Below are 22,958 nucleotides of genomic sequence, written 5' to 3' on the forward strand. Positions count from 1 at the left end.
GCTTGGGCACGCCCGACTGCGACATCGTCGAGCCGGGCGATGACATCCCGATGACGGGCCGCATTGCGCGGCCCGCGGTTTTTGTGCGGTTTTTGCCCGGCCTTTGCGCCGCCCGCATGGGTGACCGGTACGCGGCCCTCAGGCGCGCGGCGCGTCCGGTTCAACCACGTCGCCGCCGAGCAGGTGCACGCCTTCGCGCAGCTTCACGAACGCGGCCGCGACCGCCTCCGGCTCCCCCTTCACGCCGAGATCGATATGCCGCCGCGCATAGATCCCGCCACGCTCGGCATCGCCGACGCTTGGCAGGCTGAATACGCGCACGCCCTGGAAATCGCGCTCGATCTTCTCCATCAGCGGCGTGAGCGTCGATTCCGGCAGCTCGAACACGTACAGCGAGCGCTCCGCGTGCGGCGTCGCGTGGTGGAGATGCTGGTACTTCGTGTCGAGCACCCATTCGATCATCGGCCACGCCATCACCGGGAAGCCCGGCACGAAGTGGAGATCGCCGACAGAGAAGCCGGGAATCCGGTTGTAGCCGTTCGGGATGATCGTCGCGCCCGCCGGGAATACGCCCATGTTGAAGCGATGCTGGTTTTCGGGCGATTCGAAATCGACCGGCGTGGCCGGATCGGCATGCGTCTCGCGGATGCGCTCCGCGATCAGCGCCTTCGCTTCCGGGTGCAGCTCGAGCGGCACGCCGAGCGCGGCGGCCGCGCACTGGCGCGTGTGGTCGTCCGGCGTCGCGCCGATGCCGCCCGTGGAGAAGACGATGTCGCCCGACGCGATCGCGCGCGCGAGCGTCGCGGTGATCCGCGCCGGATCGTCGCCGACATATTCGGCCCAGTCGAGCGCGAGGCCTCGCGCGCCGAGCAGCTCGATAACCTTGGCCAGGTGCTTGTCCTGCCGGCGGCCCGAAAGGATCTCGTCGCCGATGATGATGATGCCGATGCTCATGCCTGCCCCATGTCGATTGCGGTGGCGCGCGAACTCGCGCGCAGGTCGTCCAGCGCGCGCAGGCAATAGTGCCCGAACCACAGCGCCGAGAAAACGAGGATGAAAGCGTAAACCCAGATCATCGCCGCCGCCACGAACGGAAACAGCACCATCATCCAGACCGACGACACCCATACGAAGGTCGGCACGGTGCCGAGCAGCCCGGTCGCGACGCCAATGCCGATCAGCGGCCAGCGATGCTGCCGCACCAGCGCACGGCGCTCGTCGCGGCTCGCGTGCTGCGCGAGCGCATCGTAGGTCATCACCCGGTAGGTCAGCCAGCCCCAGATCACGGGCGGCAGCAACGCGAAGAACGGCGGAATCAGCCACAGCGGGATCGTGACGACGAGCAGCACGACGCCGACGACGGCCGCGCCGAGCGAATTGAACACGCTGCCGAAGAACGTGCCGCCCCGCTTCGCCTCCAGCGCGGCGAACTGCCGGTTCGACAGGTGCCTGATCACGACGGGCATCGAGATCGTCGCGATCAGCAGCAGCACGGTCAGCACGATCAGCGGAATCGCGAGCGACACGACGACGAACGGCGCGACGACCGCATGCAGCTGCGACATCCCGATCGCGTCGAACATGCGGTACAGCACGGCCGTGAGCACGAAGCCGTCGAGCGCGCCGCGCGCCGCGTCGATCAGCGTCTGCCACGAGAACCACAGCACGACGCCCCACAGCAGCGCCGAGACGACGAACGGCATCAGGGTGAGCCAGAGCATGCGCGGGTGCAGCGCGCTGGCGAAGGCCCGGACGAAAGAGCGCAGCAAGTCGTTCATGCGAACCTGTATCGACGAAGAAAAACGGGGAAAGGATAAACCACACGGCCCGCATGCGCCAAAGCGCATGCGGGCCGTGCGGGAGAACCGTTCAACGGGAGAGCGACAGGGTCAGGCCGACGCCGCGCCGCGCTTCGCGGGGACGAGGCGCCGGAAGATCCGCACGAACGCGAGGCCGTGCTGCGACCAGAAGCCGTCGCCGTAGGACACGCCTTCGACCTGCTCGCGGATGCCGGTCGGCTCGACCGTGCGGTTCCACGACGCGGTGCCGAACATCATGTCCCACCACGGAAACAGCACGCCGAAGTTGCAGCCGTACTTGGTCCCTTCGTGACCGTAGCCGACTGCATGATGGCGCCGGTGGAAAGTCGGGCTCACGAGCAGGCGCTCGCCGAGCCAGCCGAACGACAGCCGCGCATTCGTATGCTGGATGCTCTGCACGAAGTTCGTGACCGCGGTCAGCACGACGAACTGCGAGGGCGTCACGCCGATCACGAGCGCGATCGACGCGAAGAAGCACGACTGGATCACGTTGTCGAGCAGGTGGTTGCGGTCGTCGCACCAGAGCGACATCTGCCGCTGGCTGTGATGCACCGCGTGCAGTTCCCACCAGATGCCGAACTTGTGCTGCCAGCGGTGATACCAGTAGCCGGCGAAGTCGAGCACGACGAGGTAGATCGCGAACGCGACGATCGGCCGCGAGGTCACGCCCGGCCACAGATAGTCGAGGTTGATGTTCGCGATGCCGTGCAGGCGCAGCCACGCCTGGAAGCCGTCGAACACCGGCTGCAGCGCGAAGAAGAAGAACAGCGTGTAGATGCCGAGCTTCGCGATCGCCGTGTAGATCACGTCGACCCGCACCGCGCGGCGGCTCTGCCAGCGCTCGACCGGCAGCAGCGCCTCGAGCGGACGCAGCAGCGCGAACATCAGCACCATCTGCAGCGCGCCGATGATCACCCAATACAGCGCGTCGTAGGTGTCCTCGTCATAGCCCATCAGGTTGAACTTGAAGAGGAGCGGCTGCACGACGTCGACGTACAGCCAGGTCTGGATGTCCGACACGAACGCATCGATCAGGTGCAGCATCGCTCGCCTCCGTCCGTCACGCGCCGTTCGCAGCCTTCCACGGCGCGCGGTCGTAGAAGTAGATCCCGTGCGGCGAACGGCCGACGGCGATCGTCTGCACCAGCTTGCGCGATGCGAGATCGATGATACCGACCTTCTTCGCGAAGCGGAACGTCACCCACAGCGTCTTCTTGTCGGCGGACAACTCCATGTCATCCGGCCCCGGCAGCAGGCCGGTGATGTCGCCGACGTTGGTGAGCGTGTTCTCGTCGATGATGCTGATCGTGTTCGCGACCCGGTTGGTGACCGCGACGTGCGTGCCGTCGGCGAGCGAGCGGAAGTTGTGCGCGCCGTTGCCCGTATGGATCTGCTTGACGACCTTCTGGTTGCGCCAGTCGACCACCGCGACATAATCCGCGCCGGTCATCCCGACCAGCAGGAACTTGTCGTCCGGCGTGAGCCACAGGCCTGCCGGCACCTTGCCGACCTTCATCTTCCACTTGACCGTCTGCGTCGGCAGATCGATCGCCGCGATCTCGCCGGACACCTGCAGCGACACGAGCAGCGTCTTGCTGTCCTTCGTAAACGCGAGGTGGCTCGGCATCACCGCGAGCGGCACGCGCTTGGCGAGATGCACGTCGTGGCCGTCGTAGCTGTAGATGTCGACGCGATCGAGCCGCAGCCCCGCCGCGGCGAACCACTTGCGGTCGGGCGAGAAGCCGAGCTGGTACGGGTCGTCGATCCCCTCGACGGTGCGCTGCAGCTTGCCCGTCTTCGGATCGAGGAACATCAGGCTGTTCGAGACCGAATTTGCGACGATGAGCGACGAATTGTCGGGCGTCGCCATCAGATGGTGCGGCTCCTTGCCGGTCGGCATCGTGGAAACGACTTCGCGGGTCTGCTGGTCGATCAGGGAAAGCGTCGCTTCGGCCGAATTGAGGATGATCACGTTATTCGCATGTGCGGCGGGCGCCAGCACGGCGGCGGCCAGCGCAAGCGTGCGGCCGAAGGAAAGGAAAGTGCGCATGAAGACTCACGTCGTGGAACAGCGGTCATTGTAAAACGTTCGGCCGGCCCCGCCGGTTGACGAAAGCCCGAGTTGCGCCACTTCGACGCACGTCGCGGCGGCCGTGGAGCCGGCCGCGGCCGGCGCCCCGGGACCGCCCCGGCCAGCAGCCGGTGCGGCGCGGCCAATCGCCGTCGCGCTAGCGCTGCATCGATTCCCACACCTTGTGCAGACGCTTGACAGAGACAGGCATCGGCGTGCGCAGTTCCTGCGCGAACAGCGAAATTCGCAGTTCCTCCAGCAGCCAGCGGAATTCCGCGAGGCGCGGATCGGCGACGCCGCCGCGCTGCGACACCGCGCGCTGATACTGCTGGACGAGCGGCAGCAGTTCGCCGGACTGCTTCGCGTCGCGCGCCGGGTCGGCTTTCAGCTTGTCGATCCGCAGCGCGATGCCCTTCAGGTAGCGCGGGAAATGTGCAAGCTGCACGTAAGGCGTGTCGATCACGAAGCGCTTGCCGACCAGCGCGGCGAGCTGCTGCTGCAGATCGGCGTGCGCCTGTGCGAACGGCTTCGCCTGCGCGAGCTTCTTCGCAAGCCCCGCATACTCGGCGAGGATTTGCCCGACGAGCCGCGCGATCTCCTGCGCGAGCAGGTTCAGGCGGCTCCTGCCCTCGTCGCGACGCGCGTGGAAGCTCGCGTCGTCGTCGGGCAGCGGATCCTGCAGGCACGCGCGGTCGAGCGCCGTGTCGATCAGTTGGTCGCGCAGTTCGTCCTGCGTGCCGAGCGACATGTACTGCATCGCCATCTCGCGCAGCCCCGGCAGGTTCTTCTCGAGGAACTTGATCGGCTCCTTGAGCTGCAGCGCGAACAGCCGCCGCAAGCCGGCCCGGTGGATCCGCACGGCCTCCTCCGGTGAGTCGAACACCTCGACGTCGCAATGCGTGCCGCGATCGACGAGCGCCGGATAGCCGTACAGCGTCTGGCCGCGGCGGCGAATCTCGAGCAGCTCCGGGAGCTTGCCGAAGTTCCACGTCGTCAGGTTCTCGTACAGCGCGGTCGCGCCGGCGTCCGCCGGAGCGGCCGTGTGCGGCGCCGCGCCCTTGCCCGGCTTGCCGCCCTTCGCCGAACCCGGCGCCGCGGCGAGCGCCGGCGCGTCATGCGCATCGCCCTCGCCCGCTTCGCCGCCGGGTGCGATCGTCGACGCCGCCGCGATCTTCTGGAACTGCTGCTGCGCCTGCGCGCCGAGCTCCTGGCGCAGTTGCGCGAGATTGCGCCCCATCGCGAGCTGGCGGCCATGCTCGTCGATCACCTTGAAGTTCATGAACAGGTGCGCGGGCAACGTCTCGAGCTTGAAGTCGGCCGTCTTCATCGCGACCTGGGTCTCGCCGCGCACGTCGGCGATCAGCGCCTCGACGAGGCCGCCCGCGCCGAAGCGCTCGCGGCCCGTGCGCTCGACGAAGCCGGCCGCGTATTCGGGCAGCGGCACGCAGTGCCGGCGCAGCTTCTGCGGCAGCGACTTCAGCAGCAGCTGCACCTTTTCCTTCAGCATCCCCGGCACGAGCCATTCGCAACGGCGCGCGTCGACCTGGTTCAGCGCGTAGAGCGGCACCGCGAGCGTCACGCCGTCGCGCGGCGTGCCGGGCTCGAAATGGTACGTGAGCGCCATCTCGACGCCGGCCATCGTCGCGCGCTTCGGGAACAGCTCGGTCGTCACGCCGGCCGCCTCGTGGCGCATCAGGTCGTCGCGCGACAGGTACAGCAGGCGCTGCTTCTCCTCCGCCTGGCCGCCCTTCCTCACCTCGTCGCGATACCAGCGCTCGAACGCGGCGCCCGTGTGAATACCCTCGGGAATCGCCTGATCGTAGTACGCGTAGATCAGCTCGTCGTCGACCAGCACGTCCTGGCGGCGCGACTTGTGCTCGAGCTGCTCGATGTCGGCGAGCAGCTTGCGGTTGTGCGCGAAGAACGGCAGCTTCGTGTCGAATTCGCCTTCGACCAGCGCGCCGCGGATGAACAGCTCGCGTGCGCGCGCCGGATCCTGCTTGCCGAACGCGACGCGCCGGCGGTGGTAGATCGGCAGCCCGTACAGCGTCGCGCGCTCGAACGCGCTGACCTGCGCGGGACGCTTCTCCCAATGCGGCTCCGACAGCGATTTCTTCAGCAGGTGCGCGCCGATCTTCTCGACCCACTCCGGCTCGATCTTCGCGAGGCAGCGCGCGTACAGCCGGCTCGTCTCGACGAGTTCGGCCGCCATCACCCAGCGGCCGGCCTTCTTCGCGAGCGCCGAGCCCGGCCACAGGTAGAACTTGATCCCGCGCGCGCCGAGATAGTGCGGATCGTCGTCGGCCTTCATGCCGAGGTTGCCGAGCAGGCCCGTCAACAGGGCGAGATGGACCTGCTCGTAGGTCGCTTCGACTTCGTTGAGCCGCCAGCCGTGCTCGCGCACCACCGTCAGCAGCTGCGAATGGACATCGCGCCATTCGCGCAGCCGCAGGTGCGACAGGAAGTTCTGCCGGCACGCGTCGACCAGCTGGCGGTTCGACTTCTTGTGCGCGACGGCTTCCTCGAACCACGCCCAGATCTTCAGCCACTGCAGGAATTCCGAGCGTTCGTCGGCGAACCGGCGGTGCGCCTGATCGGCCTGCTCCTGCGCGTCGATCGGCCGGTCGCGCGGGTCCTGCACGGACAGCGCGCTTGCGATGATCAGCACCTCGCGCAGCGACTGCTGGTCGCGCGCGGCGAGAATCATCCGGCCCACGCGCGGGTCGAGCGGCAGGCGCGCGAGTTCGCGGCCGAGCGGCGTCAGCGCGTTGTCGTCGTCGACCGCGCCGAGTTCGTTGAGCAACTGGTAGCCGTCCGCGATCGCGCGGCCCGGCGGCGGCTCGAGGAACGGGAACGATTCGATCGCGGTCAGGTGCAGCGACTTCATCCGCAGGATCACCGACGCGAGCGACGAGCGCAGGATTTCCGGATCCGTGAAGCGCGCGCGCGCCTGGTAGTCGCTTTCCTCGTACAAGCGGATGCAGACGCCGTCGGCCACCCGGCCGCAACGGCCCGCGCGCTGGTTCGCAGCGGCCTGCGAGATCGATTCGACCTGCAGCTGCTCGACCTTGTTGCGGTACGAGTAGCGCTTCACGCGCGCGAGGCCAGTGTCGACGACGTAGCGGATGCCCGGCACCGTCAGCGACGTTTCGGCCACGTTGGTCGCGAGCACGATGCGGCGTGCGTTCGACGCCTTGAACACCTTGTCCTGGTCGGCCGCCGACAGCCGCGCGAACAACGGCAGGATCTCGGTATGCGGCGGATGATGCTTGCGCAGCGCCTCGGCCGCCTCGCGAATCTCGCGCTCGCCGGGCAGGAACACCAGCACGTCGCCCGGGCCTTCGCGGCACAGTTCGTCGACCGCGTCGACGATCGCGTCCATCAGGTCGCGTTCGGCCTCGCGCGCGGTCTTCACGCGATCGCGGCCGCCCGTGCCTTCGGCGTTCTTCACGGCCGGGCGATCCTCGGCCACCGGCCGGTAGCGCATCTCGACCGGGTACAGCCGCCCGCTCACCTCGATCACGGGCGCCGGGCGCTCGTCGGTGCCGAAATGGCGCGCGAAGCGATCGGCGTCGATCGTCGCGGACGTGACGATCAGCTTCAGGTCCGGCCGCCTCGGCAGGATCTCCTTCAGGTAGCCCAGCAGGAAGTCGATGTTCAGGCTGCGTTCGTGCGCCTCGTCGATGATCAGCGTGTCGTACGCCTTCAGCAGCGGGTCGGTCTGCGTTTCGGCGAGCAGGATGCCGTCCGTCATCAGCTTGACGGACGCGCCCGGCGCGAGATTGTCGGTGAAGCGCACCTTGTAGCCGACCACTTCGCCGAACGGCGTGCCGAGCTCCTCGGCGATGCGCCGGCCCGTCGACGACGCGGCCAGGCGCCGCGGCTGCGTATGGCCGATCAGGCCCGTGCCGCCGGCGCCGAGGCCACGGCCAAGATCGAGACAGATCTTCGGCAGCTGGGTCGTCTTGCCCGAACCCGTTTCACCGCAGACGATGACGACCTGATGACCGGCGATCGCGCGCGCGATTTCGTCGCGCTTGCCCGACACGGGCAGGCTTTCGGGGTACGTGATCGGCGGAACGGGATTGGGCGCGACGGCCGCGCGCGGCGGACGTTCGCGGCGCGGCGCGCGCTCGCCGGCGCCCTGCGGCGCGCCCTTCGCGGCCGGCTGGCCCGGCTCGCGGCGCGGCTCGTCGCCGCGCGGCCCGCGCGGCGGCTTGCCCGCCTGCTGTTGCTGCCGGCGCGGCGGCTGGCCCTGCTGCTGACGCGCATCGGCCGCACCATCCAGGTGCTTCGCCGACGGCGCGTTTGCCCGCGTCGGCGCGGGACTTTTAGGTACATTCGACATGGGGGCGCATTATAATCCCGCCCATGAATTCCCAAACCGACCTCCCACCCGCCCAGACCGGCGCCGCGACGCCGCCGGCCGCCGACGATTCGGCCGCCAGCCACGCTCAGTTCGTCGACTGGATGCGCTCCGTCGCGCCCTACATCCACAAGTTCCGCAACAGCACGTTTGTCGTGGGGTTCGGCGGCGAGGTGGTGCAGCAGGGGCTGCTGAATGCGCTCGTGTCCGACATCGCGCTCCTGCAGGCGATGGGCATCCAGATCGTGCTCGTGCACGGCTCGCGGCCGCAGGTCGAGGAGCAGCTGAGCCTGCATGGTGTCGAATCCGAGTTTTCGCACGGTCTGCGCATCACCGATGCACGCGCGCTCGAATCCGCGAAGGAAGCGGCCGGCGAAGTGCGTCTCGACATCGAGGCGGCGATCAGCCAGGGTCTGCCGAACTCGCCGATGGCGCACGCGCACATCAGCGTCGTGTCCGGCAACTTCGTGACCGCACGGCCGGTGGGGATTCTCGACGGGGTCGATTTCGCGCACACGGGCATCGTGCGCAAGATCGACGCCGAATCGATCCGTCATTCGCTCGCGAGCCGCAAGCTCGTGCTGCTGTCGCCGCTCGGCTTCTCGCCGACCGGCGAGGCGTTCAACCTGTCGATGGAAGACGTCGCGTCGGCCGCCGCGATCGCGCTGCGCGCCGACAAGATCATCTTCCTGACCGAAGCGCCCGGCATCGTCGACGATGAAGGCGAGCTGGTGCGTGAAATGTCGCTCGACGCAGCCGCCGAGCTGCTCGATTCCGGCAACATCCAGGGCGACGACGCGTTCTTCCTTAAGCACTCGATCCGCGCATGCCGCGGCGGCGTGACCCGGGCCCACCTGATTCCGCAGTCGCTCGACGGCAGCATGCTGCTCGAACTGTTCCTGCACGACGGCGTCGGCACGATGATCTCGTACGAGAACCTCGAAAGCCTGCGCGAAGCGACGCCGGACGACGTCGGCGGCATCCTGTCGCTGATCGAGCCGCTCGAGTCGGACGGCACGCTGGTGCGGCGCGGCCGCCACCAGATCGAACGCGACATCGACCACTTCTCGGTGATCGAGCACGATGGCGTGCTGTTCGGCTGCGCGGCGCTGTATCCGTACCAGCAGGAGAAGATCGGCGAGATGGCGTGCCTGACGGTCGCGCCGGAAGCACAGGGTTCGGGCGACGGCGAACGCCTGCTCAAGCGCATCGAGCAGCGCGCCCGCGCGCGCGGCCTCACGCACATCTTCGTGCTCACGACGCGCACCGAGCACTGGTTCCTCAAGCGCGGCTTCGTCAAGGTCAGCGTCGACGACCTGCCGGAAGACCGCCGCAAACTCTACAACTGGCAGCGCAAGTCGCTCGTGCTGATGAAGCAGCTCTGAGCGCAGGCACGACTGCCCTCCCCCAGACCGATTACAGGAGAAGTACACGATGGCTCGAATGATCCAATGCGCGAAGCTCGGCAAGGAAGCCGAAGGTCTCGATTTCCCGCCGCTGCCGGGCGAACTCGGCAAGCGCATCTACGAAAGCGTGTCGAAGGAAGCATGGCAAGGCTGGCTCAAGCAGCAGACGATGCTGATCAACGAGAACCGCCTGAACATGGCCGACCCGCGCGCGCGCCAGTATCTGATGAAGCAGACCGAGAAGTACTTCTTCGGCGACGGCGCGGACCAGGCGTCCGGCTACGTGCCGCCGACGGAAGGCTGAAGCAGCGCGCATCGCGCAGGACGGCCGCGCCGGCCCCTGCGCCACGCGAAGCAACGCAAACGGCACCGTGTATTGCACGGTGCCGTTTGCTTTTGGGGAACACCAAACCGCGCCGACGCTATCCGGCTGGCGCGTTCGTTGCCGCCGAACGGGGCAAGTCGCGCGGCCCGGCGGATTCAACCCGCCGGTTTCAACGCACCGCGCTCGCCCGGCTGCGCGGTCTCGTCGGCCGGAGTTTCAGCGCTCGCGCCTTCGGCACGCCATTCGGCCGCATCGCTGCGCTCGGCCGTCGACAGCTCGTCCGCGCGGTAGCCGGTACGATTGAGCAGCGCGAGCATGCATGCAAGCGACACGAGCGCGTACAGGCCAGACGCGATCGCGACGCCGACGATGCTGCCGGTCGCGTTCAGGATTGCCTGCGCGAGCACCGGGGTGCCACCGCCGACGACGAGCGCACTCAGCTGGTAGGCGAGCGACAGGCCCGTATAGCGGATGTTTGCCGGAAACACACGCGCAAGCACGCCGCCGACCGCGCCGTAGAACATCGCCGACGGGATCGTCGAGACGCACATCCCCGCGACGGCGACCCAGTACGACCGCGTCGCGAGTGCGTGGAACATCACCGGCATCAACACGATCTCGGGAATCAGGATCCAGCACATCGCGCGCCGCATGTCGACCTTCGATACGAACCACGCGCCGACCGGCTGCATCACGAACTGCACGACGAGCGAGATCGACAGGATGCCGAGGAACGTGCCCTGCGCATAGCCGAGCTCCCTGGTCGCCCACGACAGCGCGAACGTGCTGCGGAAATACGTGACGTTGATCACCGGCAGCGTGCCGGCCGCGAGCAGCACGACGAGCCAGTGGTCACGCACGACGTCGCGCAGCGGCAGCTTCACCGTGCGCTTGCGCGCGAGCACGCGCTGCATGTCGATCGACTCCTCGAGCCGCAGCCGGATCACCATCCCGATGATCACGAGCACCGCCGACAGCAGGAACGGAATGCGCCAGCCCCACATCAGGAACGACGGCGTCGGCAGCGTGCTCAGCGCGAAGAAGGCTGCGGTGGCGAGCAGATTGCCGGTGGGCGAACCCTGCTGCGCGAACGCCGCATAGAGGATGCTGCGATGCTTCGGCGCGTTCTCGCTCGCAATCAGCACCGCGCCGCCCCACTCGCCGCCGACCGCGATGCCCTGCAGCACGCGCAGCATGACGAGGCCAGCGGGCGCCCACACGCCGATCGATGCATAGCCGGGCAGCAGGCCGATACCGGTCGTGGCAAGTCCCATCATCACCAGCGTGATCACGAGCGCGGTCTTTCTGCCGACGCGATCGCCGAGATGGCCGAACACGATTCCGCCAAGCGGCCGCGCGGCGAAGCCGGCCCAGAACGTGACGAATGCGAGCAGCGTCGCGACGCCGGGATCCATCGTGCTCGAGAAGAACACCTTGCCGAACACGAGCGCGGCGGCGGTGCCGTAGATGTAGAAGTCGTACCACTCGATCGTGGTGCCGACGAATGCCGCGACGGCGGCACGGCCGGGCCGCGGCTGCGCGGCGGACGGGGATTGCGGACGGCTCATCGATGTCTCCAAGTTCGTGAATCGGCGGCGCGACTGTCGCGCGCCTTGCCGGATGGCCGGCCTTGCGCCGCCGGCTGGCGGTGTTGCTTTACGTTGCTTCGAGTCGCTTTACGTCGACCTACATTGATTGAATTGCGTTGCGCTGCTTTTCCCCGCGATGCGTTCGCGGAGGATCCTCGCGTGCCGGCTGCCTGCACCGGTCACGCCGGGTCCGGCGCGATCTTCAGCACGCCGGCGTCGAGCAGCCGTTGCTGGAGCGCCGGATCGATGCCGAGGCGGTCAAGCACCGCGCGCGTGTCGCGGCCGAGCGCGGGTGGCGGCGAACGGTAAGTCGCCGGCGTACGCGACAGCTTCACCGGCGATGCGGTGCCACGATATGCGCCGATCTCGACGAACAACGCACGGTGCAGCGCATGCGGGTCGCGCGCGACGTCGGCGACCGTGCGCACCGGCCCGCACGGCACGCCCGCGGCCATCAGGTCGCGCGCCAGCGGCTCGCACGGATGGGCGGCGAGCCGTGCCTCGAGCTCGGCCTTCAGTTCGGGCCGGTGCGCGCAGCGGCTGCGGTTGTCGGCGAAGCGCGGATCGCCCGCGAGCGCCGGCGCGCCGAGATGCGCGACGAGGCGTGCGAACTGCCGATCGTTGCCGACCGCGAGGAAGATCGGCACCGTCGCCGTGCGATAGCTGTCGTACGGCGCGATGTTCGGATGCGCGTTGCCGCTGCGTTCGGGCACGCGCCCCGCGCCGAAGAAGTTCGGCAGGTGCGGATGCAGCAGCGACACGCCGCAGTCGTACAGCGCGATATCGATCGACTGCCCCTGCCCGCTCCTTTCGCGCTCCGCGAGCGCGAGCAGGATGCCGGCAAGCGCGTTGAGCCCGGTGACCATGTCGACGATCGGCAACCCGATGCGCATCGCGTCGCCACCGCGCTCGCCGTTGACGCTCATCAGCCCGGCCATCGCCTGAATCACCGCGTCGTAGCCGGGCAGCCCGCCGAGCGGGCCGTCCTCGCCGAAGCCCGTCACCGCGCAGTGGATCAGGCGCGGGAAACGCGGCTGCAGGTCGCGCGCATAGTCCATCCCCCAGCGCGCGAGCGTGCCGGGCTTGAAGTTCTCGACGAGCACGTCCGCGTCTTCGAGCAGGCGCCACAGGATCGCGCGGCCTTCGTCGCGGGACAGGTCGAGCGCGAGCCCCTCCTTGTTGCGGTTCACGCCCATGAAGTACCAAGCGGTGTCGCCGAGGAACGGCGGCCCCCAGCCGCGCGTCTCGTCGCCGTCCGGCGGCTCGATCTTGATCACCGTCGCGCCGTGGTCGGCGAGCGCCTGCGTGCAGTACGGGCCGCCGAGCACGCGGCTCAGGTCGATGACCTTCAGCCGGTCAAGTGCGCCGCGCGCCGCTTTCGTCGCATTCATCGCTTCCGCTGCATTCATCGCTCGACCTCCGGCAGCAGGTCGAGCGCCATGTCGAGCGCCACCGGCGTGCCGCGCAACAGCGCGTCGAACGCCGCCGCTTCGTCGTCGCGCGACGCCGGTGCGAGCGGGTCGACCGGCAGCAGCTTGTGGCGCACGATCAGGTGCGCGAGCGCGAGACGCCGGTAATCGGGCGCGAGCCGTGCCCCCTCGCACGCCATCAGCACGGCTGCGCTCGCGTAGTACAGCGCCGAGGCGGCCTGCCGCACGCACGCGTCGTCGCCTTGCGCCGCGACCCGTGCAAGCGCATCGCACGCGCGCGAGAGAATGCGCCGCAGCGCCGCACGGCTTGCGTCGGGCAGCGGCGCCGAGCCGAGCAGGTCGCCCAGGAACGTGCGCAGCGCATCGAGCGCCTGCTCGCGCTGCGCGGCGCGCGCGACGTCGAGCGCGACGATGTTGCTGGTGCCCTCCCAGATCGAACCGAGATGTGCATCGCGCACAAGGCGCGCATCGCTCCACTCCTCGATGTAGCCGGTGCCGCCGCGCACTTCCATCGCGTCACCCGTCACGCGGCGCGCATCGCGACACGCGCGGAACTTGATCAGCGGCGTCAGGATGCGCACGCAGCGCGCGGCCTGCGCGTCGCCCGCATCCGCCTGCGGCAGCAGCAGCGCGATCTGCATGAACATCGCGCGCGCGGCCTCGGCGGGCAGCAACATCTTCATCAACTGGCGCTGCATCAGCGGCATCTCGATCAGCTTGCGGCCGAACGCGGCGCGATGCGCGGCCACGTGCAGCGACTCGTTCAGCGCGCGCCGCATCAGGCCCGCCGCGCGCACGCCGTTTGACAGCCGCGACATGTTGATCATGTCGGCCATCTGGTGAAAGCCGCGGCCGATCTCGCCGATCAGCCAGGCCTGCGCGCCTTCGAGCGCGATCTCGCCGCTCGCCATCGAACGGCTGCCGAGCTTGTCCTTCAGTCGCACGATCCGGTAGCGGTTGCGCGTGCCGTCCGGCAGCGTCTTCGGCAGCAGGAACAGCGCGAGGCCCTTGATGCCGTCCGGCGCGCCGTCGGGCCGCGCGAGGACCATCGCCAGGTCGGCGTCCGCGTTCGAACAGAACCACTTGTCGCCGTACAGACGCCACACCGTCCCGCCCTGCGCATCGGTTTCGCGCGCCGCGCGCGTCGCGATGCGGCCGACGTCGGAGCCGGCCGCCTGCTCCGTCATGAACATCGCGCCCTGGAACAGCGTGTCGAAATCGCGCGACGCGAGCATCGGCAGATAGCGCTCGACGAGCGCCGGGTCACCGAAGCGGCGCAGCGTGCGCGTCAGCGAATCGGTCATGCTGACCGGGCAGCACAACCCGAATTCCGCCTGCACGAACAGGAACGTCAGCGCGTACTTGACGAGCGGCGCCACCGCCTCCGGCTGGTGGCTCAGCGCCGCGAGCCCCAGTTCCGAATAGGCAACGCGTTCGAGCGCGACATACGCGGGATCCTTGTCGATCCGCTGCACGGCTTCGCCGCGCCGGTTGCGATGCTCGAGCACGGGCGGATGCTTGTCCGCGCGCGACGCCCACGCGTCGAGTTCGTCCGAGACACGCGCGCCGAGCGCGTGCAGCTGCGGTTCGAGTTCTGCGTATCGGACGGCACCGAGATGCAGCTTCAGCAACGTGCCGAGATCGGGATCGGCCGAGAAGAAATTGATGCCCCGGCTATCGGGGATGTTGTTGGCCGCGCCGGTGTCCGGCGTGCAAGCGGTGTCGTTCATGCGTGCGTCTCCATGGTGGCCCGGCTGCCGGCCGGCGCCCGCGCCGTGGCTGCGCGGCCGGCTTCGTGCCAGGCGTTCAGCAGAGCGTAGGCGCGCGATCGATAAGCGTCCAATACAGGATTTATCCGGTACGATAGACGACGCTTATCGATGCCGATTTGGCGAGGAGACAGCATGGAACTGAGGCAGTTGCGCTACTTCGTGGCGGTCGCCGAGGAACTGCATTTCGGGCGGGCGGCGAAGCGCCTGTTCATCTCGCAGCCGGCGCTGAGCTTCGACATCCGCAAGTTCGAGGATGCGCTCGGCGTGCAGCTCTTTTCCCGCACCAACAAGACGGTCGCGCTGACCAACGCGGGCGCGGTGCTGCTCGGCGAGGCGCGCCGGCTGCTGCTGCAGGCGGCCGAGGCAGAGCGGCTCACGGTGCGCTCGGCATCCGGTCTCGCGGGCCGGCTGCGGATCGGCTTCGTCCATTCGATGCTGTATCGCGGGCTGCCCGACGCGGTGCGGCGCTTCGAGGCCGACTATCCGGGCGTCGAGATCGTGCTGAGCGAGATGAACACGCAGGCGCAGGTGCAGGCGATCCAGCGCGGTCAGATCGATCTCGGTTACGCGCACTGGGGCCACTGCCCGCCCGAAGTCGAATCGACGCAAGTCTATGCCGAACCGTTCGTCTGCTGCCTGCCGGCCGCGCATCCGCTCGCACGGCGCCGGCAGGTCGCGCTCGCCGCGCTGGCGACGGAACCGTTCATCCTGTTTCCGCGCGACGCGGCACCGCACTACCACGACCTGATCATCGCGCAATGCGTGAACGCGGGATTCAGTCCGCTGATCCGTCACGAGGCGCGGCTCTGGCAGACGATCCTGTCGATGATCGAATTCGGGATGGGCATCGCGCTCGTGCCGCGCGTGCTGCAGCAGGTGAAGAGCGACCGGCTCGCGTTCCGGCCGCTGAAGGACGCGTCGCTCGAATCGCGCACGCTGGAGCTCAAGCGCAGCGGCACCGCCGAACCGGTCGCGCTGCGCTTCGCCGACTACGTGCGCGCGTCGATCGACGCGCTGCCCGCGCTCGCCGGCTGAGCCGGCGCGCCCGTACTGCGCGCCGGTACTTCCGCGCTACTTCGCTTCAGGCTGCAGCATCGGCTGCGCGCGCCGATACCACACCGCATACACGACGGACAGCGCGATCAGGAACGGAATGCCGAAGATCAGCGTCATGTGGAATTCGGCCGTGAAGTATGTCGTCACCATCACCGCGAGCATCAGCGCCGCGCCGAGCAGCGTCAGCAGCGGAAAGCCGCGCATCCGGAACGCGGGCGCCGGCAGGCCGAGCGCGGCGCGCCGCCGACGGAAGCAGTAATGCGTAACGAAGATCATCATCCACGTGAACAGCGCGCCGAACATCGACACCGCCATCATGATCGTGAACGACGCGTCCGGATACAGCACGCTCAGGACCGTCGCGAGCGCAATGCCGAGCGTCGACAGCATCAGCGCGCCGAACGGCACGCCGCGCGCATTCACTTCGCCGAGCGCCTTCGGCGCGTAACCCGCGCGCGACAGGCTGAACATCATTCGCGTCGTGATGTAGAGCTGGCTGTTCATCGCCGACAGCGCGGCGATCAGCACGACGAAATTGATCAACCCGGCCGCGCCCGGCAGATGAATCGCCTCCATCACCTTCACGAACGGGCTCTCGTCGCGCCCCGCTGCCGTCCACGGCACGATCGCGAGCATCAGCGCGAGCGTAACGAGATAGAACAGCACGAGCCGCACGATCGTCGAGCGGAACGCGCGCGTCACCGCGCGCTCGGGATCTTCCGCCTCGCCCGCGGCGACCGCGATCATCTCGATGCTCAGGTAGCTGAAGATCGACACGATCACCGCGACCCACGTCCCCCACATCCCCTTCGGAAAGAAGCCGCCATGCCCGGTGTAATGGTGGAAGCCCGCGCCGGCCGCGCCGTTGCCGACCAGCGCCGGATTGCCGAATACGACGTACGCGCCCAGCACGATGAAGCCGACGATCGCCGCGATCTTCACGACCGAGAAACCGTATTCGACCGCGCCGAACACGTCGACGCTGCGCGCGTTGACGAACACGAGCAGCGCGGAGAAGCCGACGATCCACAGCCAGCCCGGCACGCCCGGGAACCAGTACTTCATGTACAGCGCAATCGCGGTGACTTCGGTGCCGACCGCGAGCACGATGCACGCCCAGTACGCATAGCGCACGAGGAACCCGGCCCACGGGCTCACGTAATGCTCGGCATACGCACCGAACGACCCGGAGGTCGGGTGCGCGACCGTCATCTCGGCGAGACAGCCCATCAGCAGCAGCGAGATGAACGCGCCGATCGCATAACTCACGAGCACGCTCGGGCCGGCGAAGCCGATCGCGAACCCGCTGCCGAGAAACAGACCCGTGCCGATCGCGCCGCCGATCGCGATCATCGCCATCTGCCGTGCGGAAAGCGTGCGGCGCAGACCCTGCTCGCGCGCCGCGATGTGCTGGAATTGCCCTTCTGGTTGCATCGAATGACCTCGTTCGAAAACGTGTGTCCGGTCGAAACGTCGACGGCGCACGGACCGGCGCCGGACCGCACCGGCCACCGCGCGCCGCGTGCTCAGAACAGGTGGCGCAGGCCGGCCGCGATACCCGTCTGGTTGCCGCGTCCGGGCATTTCGGTGAACGCGCCGCCGGTCACCCGGTTGTAGTCGACCGTCGCGTAGACCTGCGTGGCCTTCGACAGAGCGTACTCGGCCTCGAGCACGCCCGTATAGCGCTTCCCGCCGTTGCCCGCGAGGCCGTTGACGTTGCGGATGTCGTCGTAATACGCGACGCCCGTCACCGATACCGCCGGCGTGACCTGCACGTTCGCGCCGGTATAGAAGATCGCGTCGCGGCGCGGATTGTCGGCGAACGAACCGTAGGCTACGTCGCGGCCCGGCGCGTTCAGCAGCTGCCGGTCGAGCATGCCCGTGCGGTCGATGCCGCCGAGATAGCCGGCGTACAGCGTCGCCGCGCCGAATGCGTAACGCGCGCCCGCGCCCCATGCCTGCTGCGCGCGGCTCGTCAGGTCGCGCACCTGCTGGTAGGTCGCGCCGACCATCAGGCCGCCGCGCGTGTACGACACGCGCGTGCCCCAGTACGCATTCGCGCCGAAGCTGCCCGCGACACCGCCGAACCCGTAGCTCGCGCCGACGTTCAGCCCGCCGAACGTGCCGTCGTAGCTGACCACGTTGCTCGCGCGGCCCTGCGTGAGAAAGTACGGCCACATGTTGGCCGTGTAGTTGCCGACCGTCAGCGGGTCGAGATCGCCGAACAGGTTGAACGCCTCGGTTGCCTGTCGGCCGAGCTTCACGGTGCCCCAGTCGCTCGCGAGGCCGACGTACGCGTAGCGGCCGAACAGCGCGCCGTCGATCTGCCCGTTCTGCGGCTCGAAGCCGCTCTCGAGCCGGAAGATCGCCTTCAGCCCGCCGCCAAGCGCTTCGCTGCCCTTCAGGCCCCAGCGGCTGTTGGTGATCGCGCCGTTGGTCATCTGCACGCTCGCGTCGTTCGATGCGTTCGCATGCGTCGTGTAGCGAATGCTCTGGTCGACGATGCCGTACAGCGTCACGCTGCTCTGCGCCATCGCGCCGCTCGCGGCTAGCAGACCCATCATCGTTGGTACTGCGAATCGAGTGATATGCGTCATCTTCGTCTCCATCCTTGTCTGAATTGTTGGTGCTTGTCGGTAATCGCGGGTGATGCAATCGTCGCGAAGTCGCGTGCCGGCTAGCCGCGTGCCGCCGGCAACGCGACGTACGCGACGAGTTCGACGCGCATATCCGGGTGCGCGAAGCCCTGCACGCCCACGCATGTGCGGTTCGGGTACGGCTCGCGGAAGTGGCGCCGATACTCGGCGTCGAATTCGGGCATCGCCTTCACGTCGGACAGGTAGACGAGCACCTGCGCGACGTCGTCCATCGCCGCGCCGGCCGCCGCGACCGCCTTCGCGAGATTGCCGAGCGTGATGCGCGCCTGCTCGGCCATCGTGTCGCCGGCGATCGCGCCGGACGCATCGACCGGCCCGTGGCCGGTAAACATCAGCCCGCCCGCGCGCGTCGCCCACGAGAACGGCTGCGCAAGCTGCGGCAAGTCGACGGGGATCGTATCTGCCATCGTGTGCTCCTTCGGTTCGGGATCGGCCGCTCAGGCGGCCTGGCGCGACTTGGCGCCGAGCACGTCGGCGATCGCGTTCGCGACATGATCGACGTTCGCGTCGTTCAGGCCCGCGATGCACATGCGGCCCGAGCGCAGCAGGTAGACGCCGTGCGACGCGCGCAGCCGGTCCACGTCGGTCGCGGCGATGCCGGTGTAGCTGAACATGCCGCGCTGCGTGACGAGCGCGTCGAACGCGGGCGCAGGCAGGCGCGCGTCGAGCCGCGCCTTCAGCGCGCCGCGCATGCGCTTGATGCGCGTGCGCACCTCGGCCACCTCGTCTTCCCAGCACGCACGCAGGACGTCGTCGTTCAGCACGGCCGACACGAGCTGCGCGCCGAACAGCGGCGGGCTCGAATACGTGCGGCGCACGCCGGCCTGCAACTGGCTCAGCACCGTCGCCGCTTCGCCCGCGCTCGCGCAGACGATCGACAGGCCGCCGACGCGCTCGCCATACAGCGAGAAGTTCTTCGAGAACGAGTTGCTGACGATCGCCGGCAGTCCCGCTTCGACGATCGCGCGCACGGCCCATGCGTCGTCTTCGAGGCCGTCGCCGAAACCCTGGTACGCCATGTCGACGAACGGAATCAGCCCGCGACGCGCAAGCACGTCGATCACCGCGCGCCATGCGTCGCGGCCGAGGTCGAGGCCCGTCGGGTTGTGGCAGCACGGTTGCAGCAGCACGACGCTGCGTGCAGGCAGCGCGTCGAGCGCCGCGAGCATCGCGTCGACGCGCAGGTCGTTGCGCGCTTCGTCGTAGTACGGATACGTGTGCACGTCGAGGCCGGCCGCCGCGAAGATCACGCGATGGTTGTCCCATGTCGGATCGCTGATCCAGATCGCGCTGTCGGGGAAATAGCGCTTCACGAACTCCGCGCCGAGCCGCAGCGCGCCCGAGCCGCCGAGCGTCTGCAGCGTCGCGATCCGCCCTTGCGCGAGCGCCGCGCAGTCGGCGCCGAACACGAGGCGCTGCACGCCCTGCCGATACGCGGCGAGCCCCTCCATCGGCAGATACGTATGCGGCGCGCCGGCTTCGCGCATGCGCTCGGCCGCGAGACGCGTGCTCTCCAGCACGGGGATGCGGCCCGCGTCGTCGTAGTAGAGCCCGATGCTGAGGTTGACCTTGCGCGGATGGGCATCCTGCTGGAACGCCTGGAACAGCGACAGGATCGGGTCGCCCGAATAGGCGGGAATGTGCTCGTACATGGCGGTATGGCGGTAGAAGTTGAAGGCGGCGAGACGGCCGGCGGCGTGACAGCGCATCGGGCCGTGCGGTCGAGGCATGGGGCGCATGTTATCGAGGACGAAATAGAATGAGCTTCACTTTTCGATGACGAATCGCGCCATTTGCAGTAGAGTCTGCGACTGTCATCTCAAAAATTACGGGATTCTGCGAAATGAATCTGGATCGAACCGACATGCGGATCCTCCGGCATCTCGAGCGGGACGGACGCATCAGCAATCAGGACCTCGCGAACGCGGTCGCGCTGTCGCCGTCCGCGTGCCTGCGGCGCGTGAAGCTGCTGGAGGAACGCGGCGCCATTTCGGGCTACCGCTGCACGATCGAGCCGAAGAAGGTCGGCGTCGCATTCGAGGCGCTCGTGCATGTGTCGATGCGGCCGGACGTGCCCGAATGGCACGACCGTTTCGTGGAGGCGATCCAGCAGTGGCCGGAAGTCATCGCCGCGCAGATCGTGACGGGCGGCTCGAACTACGTGCTGACGGTGCGAGCGCGCGACCTGGACCACTACTCCGACTTCGTGATCAACCGCCTGCACCGCGCGACGGGCGTGATGTCGATCAATTCGAGCATCGTGCTCGCGACGCTCAAGCGCGACGGCTCGATCCTCGATCTCGTCGAGCCGTCGACGGCCAGCTGACGAACTTTTTGCACCGGCCTGAAAAATATTTGAAGAAAGTGCTTTACGAACCCAAAAAGCTCTGACATAATTTCAGCTTCTTTGGGCGGTTAGCTCAGCGGTAGAGCACTGCCTTCACACGGCAGGGGTCACTGGTTCGATCCCAGTACCGCCCACCAAAGAATATTCCGGGGTGTTCTCGGAACATCCCGAAACCCGCTTAGCTGCAAGGCTTAGCGGGTTTTTTCATTCCCGGGAATTCCGGAAAACGCCAACGGCAGCCGGGGGTATGTAGGGGTATTTTTAGGGGTACGCGCCGCGAAATGCTGCGCGTCCGCTCGGAGATACCCCCATGCCGCTCACCGACATCGCAATCAAGAACGCAAGGGCCGGCGACAAGCCGCAGAAGCTGTTTGACGGCGGCGGTCTGTTCCTACTCGTCACGCCGGCAGGACAGCGCTACTGGCGGTTCAAGTACCGAATCGCCGGTAAGGAAAAGTTGCTCGCGTTCGGCGTCTATCCGGACGTATCGCTACAAGCGGCGCGCAAGAAGCGCGATGACGCCCGCGAGAAGCTGGCGGCCGGTATCGATCCCGGCGAAGCGAAGAAGGCGGACAAGCGCGCCGCCCGCCTCGCCGCCGCGACGAGCTTCGAAGCCGTTACGCGCGAATGGTTCAACAAGCATTCGCCCGGATGGGCAACAAGCCATTCGAGCAAGATCATCGCCCGCTTCGAAAACGATGTGTTCCCGTGGCTCGGGAAGCGCCCTATCTCCGAAATTCAGCCGGCCGAGGTGTTCGACGTTATCCGCAGGATCGAAGCACGCGGAACGCTCGACACGGCCCACCGGGCGAAACAGAACTGCGGCCAAGTATTCCGATATGCCGTCGCAACCGGTCGCGCAACGCGCGACGTAACGGCCGACCTTCGTGGCGCACTTCCGCCGATCCGACAAAAGCATTTCGCGGCCATCACTGACCCCGGCAAGGTCGGCGAGTTGCTGCGTGCGTTCGACGCCTTCGGCGGTACGTTTCCGGTTCACTGCGCGCTCAAGCTCGCGCCGATGCTGTTCCGTCGCCCGGGCGAGTTGCGTGCCGCTGAATGGTCGGAAATCGACTTGGATAACGCGACGTGGGAGATTGATGGCACACGCATGAAACGCAACAAGGCGGCCAAGATGGATGGCGGAGCGCATATCGTGCCCCTACCCGATCAGGCCGTCGCCATCCTGCACGAATTGCACGCGTTGACCGGCGACGGTCGTTACGTATTCCCCGGGGCACGCGACCGGAATCGACCAATGAGCGAGGCAACGATTAACGCCGCGCTGCGCCGGCTCGGCTACGATACGCGCACCGAAATCACCGGCCACGGCTTCCGAGCGATGGCGCGTACCATCATGGTGGAAGTGCTCGGTGTCGCGGTCGAGGTCATCGAATCACAACTGTCCCATACCGTGAAAGACCCGCTCGGACGCGCGTACAACCGCACGACCTTCCTTCCTCAGCGTCGCGAAATGATGCAGAAATGGGCGGACTATCTCGACCGACTCAAGGCGGGTGCGGAAGTTATCCCGATAAGTGCATCGGCACGGTAAGCGGTCGGTTTCCACTACTCACCTACGTCCAAGCGAAGGTGCCGTCGATTCGGTCGAACTCTCGTCGCTATGCATCCGCATAGGTAAGCGGCGGCACACCTATCAAACGGAACGGAGGCAGCTCAACGCCCTTACCCGTGTTCGGTTGAACATCGTCCCGCATCGCGCGCAGCAAGTCGTTCAACCGCCTGTCGTGCGTCGCTCGGCTTCGGTCTGCGTTGCGATAGGTTGTTTCGTCTTGGTACGCATATAAAGCCGCGAGAACTTCGCCCGATGCGACGAGCGCCAACGCGTTCAGCGCATCGGCATACCGCTCATGGGCAGCCGCCGGGATGCTTCTACCCTCGATTACGCCGGAAAGTGCCGCGACGTACTCTCGATAGTGTTCCAACTTCGTTTTGCGCCAGTCCGCGTCATGCTCTCGTTTCCGAGTCAAATACGACGTTAGGATGACCCCTACAATCGCCAAACAACCCGTAACGACGCCGGTCAGCAAGGCGTTCATTGCGACTCTCCTTATGCGCCCCCGCGCGCCTGTCCGAAAGTTTAAGCGACAAACTGCAC

Annotated in this window: 18 protein-coding genes and 1 tRNA gene; 6 read left to right on the plus strand and 13 right to left on the minus strand. The window is 67.4% G+C overall.

Annotated elements, in window-relative coordinates:
* Nucleotides 1–138: 138 nt before the first annotated feature.
* The 5 genes from WI26_RS10290 to hrpA form a co-directional block, all read right to left on the minus strand.
* Nucleotides 139–954, minus strand: coding sequence for a competence/damage-inducible protein A (locus WI26_RS10290; RefSeq protein WP_059464210.1), 816 nt, complete (start codon nucleotides 952–954; stop codon nucleotides 139–141).
* On the minus strand, nucleotides 951–1,778 hold the full coding sequence (locus WI26_RS10295; protein ID WP_059464211.1) for an EI24 domain-containing protein: 828 nt from the start codon (nucleotides 1,776–1,778) through the stop codon (nucleotides 951–953). The genes WI26_RS10290 and WI26_RS10295 overlap by 4 nt, the downstream gene beginning before the upstream one ends.
* Nucleotides 1,779–1,889: 111 nt before the next feature.
* A complete protein-coding gene (locus WI26_RS10300; protein WP_059464212.1) occupies nucleotides 1,890–2,864 on the minus strand; it encodes a sterol desaturase family protein in 975 nt (324 codons plus the stop codon).
* A 16-nt stretch (nucleotides 2,865–2,880) separates the two neighbouring features.
* Nucleotides 2,881–3,870 (minus strand): beta-propeller fold lactonase family protein, encoded by a 990-nt coding sequence (locus WI26_RS10305; RefSeq protein ID WP_059451787.1) that lies wholly within the window; start codon nucleotides 3,868–3,870, stop codon nucleotides 2,881–2,883.
* Nucleotides 3,871–4,048: 178 nt separating this feature from the next.
* A complete protein-coding gene (hrpA, locus tag WI26_RS10310; protein WP_069225880.1) occupies nucleotides 4,049–8,239 on the minus strand; it encodes an ATP-dependent RNA helicase HrpA in 4,191 nt (1,396 codons plus the stop codon).
* A gap of 23 nt (nucleotides 8,240–8,262) precedes the next feature.
* Here hrpA and argA point away from each other — a divergent pair, with 23 nt between their 5' ends.
* Both argA and WI26_RS10320 read left to right on the plus strand, forming a co-directional pair.
* Complete coding sequence (argA, locus tag WI26_RS10315; RefSeq protein ID WP_059464214.1) at nucleotides 8,263–9,642, plus strand: amino-acid N-acetyltransferase; 1,380 nt, start codon at nucleotides 8,263–8,265, stop codon at nucleotides 9,640–9,642.
* A gap of 49 nt (nucleotides 9,643–9,691) precedes the next feature.
* Nucleotides 9,692–9,967, plus strand: coding sequence for an oxidative damage protection protein (locus WI26_RS10320; protein ID WP_006478357.1), 276 nt, complete (start codon nucleotides 9,692–9,694; stop codon nucleotides 9,965–9,967).
* A 176-nt stretch (nucleotides 9,968–10,143) separates the two neighbouring features.
* Here the strand turns inward: WI26_RS10320 and WI26_RS10325 are convergent, their stop codons facing one another.
* From WI26_RS10325 to WI26_RS10335, 3 genes are all read right to left on the minus strand, one after another.
* Nucleotides 10,144–11,556, minus strand: coding sequence for an MFS transporter (locus WI26_RS10325; RefSeq protein WP_059539809.1), 1,413 nt, complete (start codon nucleotides 11,554–11,556; stop codon nucleotides 10,144–10,146).
* A gap of 200 nt (nucleotides 11,557–11,756) precedes the next feature.
* Nucleotides 11,757–12,986 carry a CaiB/BaiF CoA transferase family protein gene (locus WI26_RS10330; protein WP_420480775.1) on the minus strand — a complete coding sequence of 410 codons (1,230 nt, stop codon included), beginning with the start codon at nucleotides 12,984–12,986 and terminating at the stop codon, nucleotides 11,757–11,759.
* Nucleotides 12,983–14,737: an acyl-CoA dehydrogenase family protein gene (locus WI26_RS10335; protein WP_069225881.1), complete on the minus strand. Its 1,755-nt coding sequence runs from the start codon at nucleotides 14,735–14,737 to the stop codon at nucleotides 12,983–12,985. Before WI26_RS10335 ends, WI26_RS10330 begins: the two co-directional genes overlap by 4 nt.
* Before the next feature lie 174 nt (nucleotides 14,738–14,911).
* On the opposite strand from WI26_RS10335, the gene WI26_RS10340 reads away from it, so the two are divergent.
* A complete protein-coding gene (locus WI26_RS10340) occupies nucleotides 14,912–15,814 on the plus strand; it encodes a LysR family transcriptional regulator (RefSeq protein WP_059539807.1) in 903 nt (300 codons plus the stop codon).
* 36 nt (nucleotides 15,815–15,850) lie between these two features.
* Here WI26_RS10340 and WI26_RS10345 read toward each other — a convergent pair whose 3' ends face one another.
* From WI26_RS10345 to WI26_RS10360, 4 genes are all read right to left on the minus strand, one after another.
* On the minus strand, nucleotides 15,851–17,269 hold the full coding sequence (locus tag WI26_RS10345; protein WP_069225882.1) for an amino acid permease: 1,419 nt from the start codon (nucleotides 17,267–17,269) through the stop codon (nucleotides 15,851–15,853).
* Nucleotides 17,270–17,361: 92 nt separating this feature from the next.
* Entirely contained in the window at nucleotides 17,362–18,432 is a 1,071-nt protein-coding gene (locus WI26_RS10350; RefSeq protein WP_420480776.1) for a porin, read from the minus strand.
* 80 nt (nucleotides 18,433–18,512) lie between these two features.
* A complete protein-coding gene (locus tag WI26_RS10355; protein WP_059510841.1) occupies nucleotides 18,513–18,899 on the minus strand; it encodes a RidA family protein in 387 nt (128 codons plus the stop codon).
* A gap of 30 nt (nucleotides 18,900–18,929) precedes the next feature.
* On the minus strand, nucleotides 18,930–20,144 hold the full coding sequence (locus WI26_RS10360) for an amino acid aminotransferase (RefSeq protein ID WP_069226398.1): 1,215 nt from the start codon (nucleotides 20,142–20,144) through the stop codon (nucleotides 18,930–18,932).
* Nucleotides 20,145–20,335: 191 nt separating this feature from the next.
* On the opposite strand from WI26_RS10360, the gene WI26_RS10365 reads away from it, so the two are divergent.
* The 3 genes from WI26_RS10365 (at nucleotide 20,336) to WI26_RS10375 (ending at nucleotide 22,394) form a co-directional block, all read left to right on the plus strand.
* Nucleotides 20,336–20,818, plus strand: a complete 483-nt coding sequence (locus WI26_RS10365; protein WP_059510840.1) for an Lrp/AsnC family transcriptional regulator — start codon at nucleotides 20,336–20,338, stop codon at nucleotides 20,816–20,818.
* 83 nt (nucleotides 20,819–20,901) lie between these two features.
* Nucleotides 20,902–20,976: transfer RNA gene (locus WI26_RS10370), tRNA-Val, on the plus strand.
* 173 nt (nucleotides 20,977–21,149) lie between these two features.
* A complete protein-coding gene (locus tag WI26_RS10375; RefSeq protein ID WP_069225884.1) occupies nucleotides 21,150–22,394 on the plus strand; it encodes a tyrosine-type recombinase/integrase in 1,245 nt (414 codons plus the stop codon).
* Nucleotides 22,395–22,461: 67 nt separating this feature from the next.
* Here WI26_RS10375 and WI26_RS10380 read toward each other — a convergent pair whose 3' ends face one another.
* Nucleotides 22,462–22,899: a hypothetical protein gene (locus tag WI26_RS10380; protein WP_050376386.1), complete on the minus strand. Its 438-nt coding sequence runs from the start codon at nucleotides 22,897–22,899 to the stop codon at nucleotides 22,462–22,464.
* Nucleotides 22,900–22,958 lie beyond the last annotated feature (59 nt).

This window comes from Burkholderia diffusa (genome assembly GCF_001718315.1).
Taxonomy (GTDB): Bacteria; Pseudomonadota; Gammaproteobacteria; order Burkholderiales; family Burkholderiaceae; genus Burkholderia; species Burkholderia diffusa_B.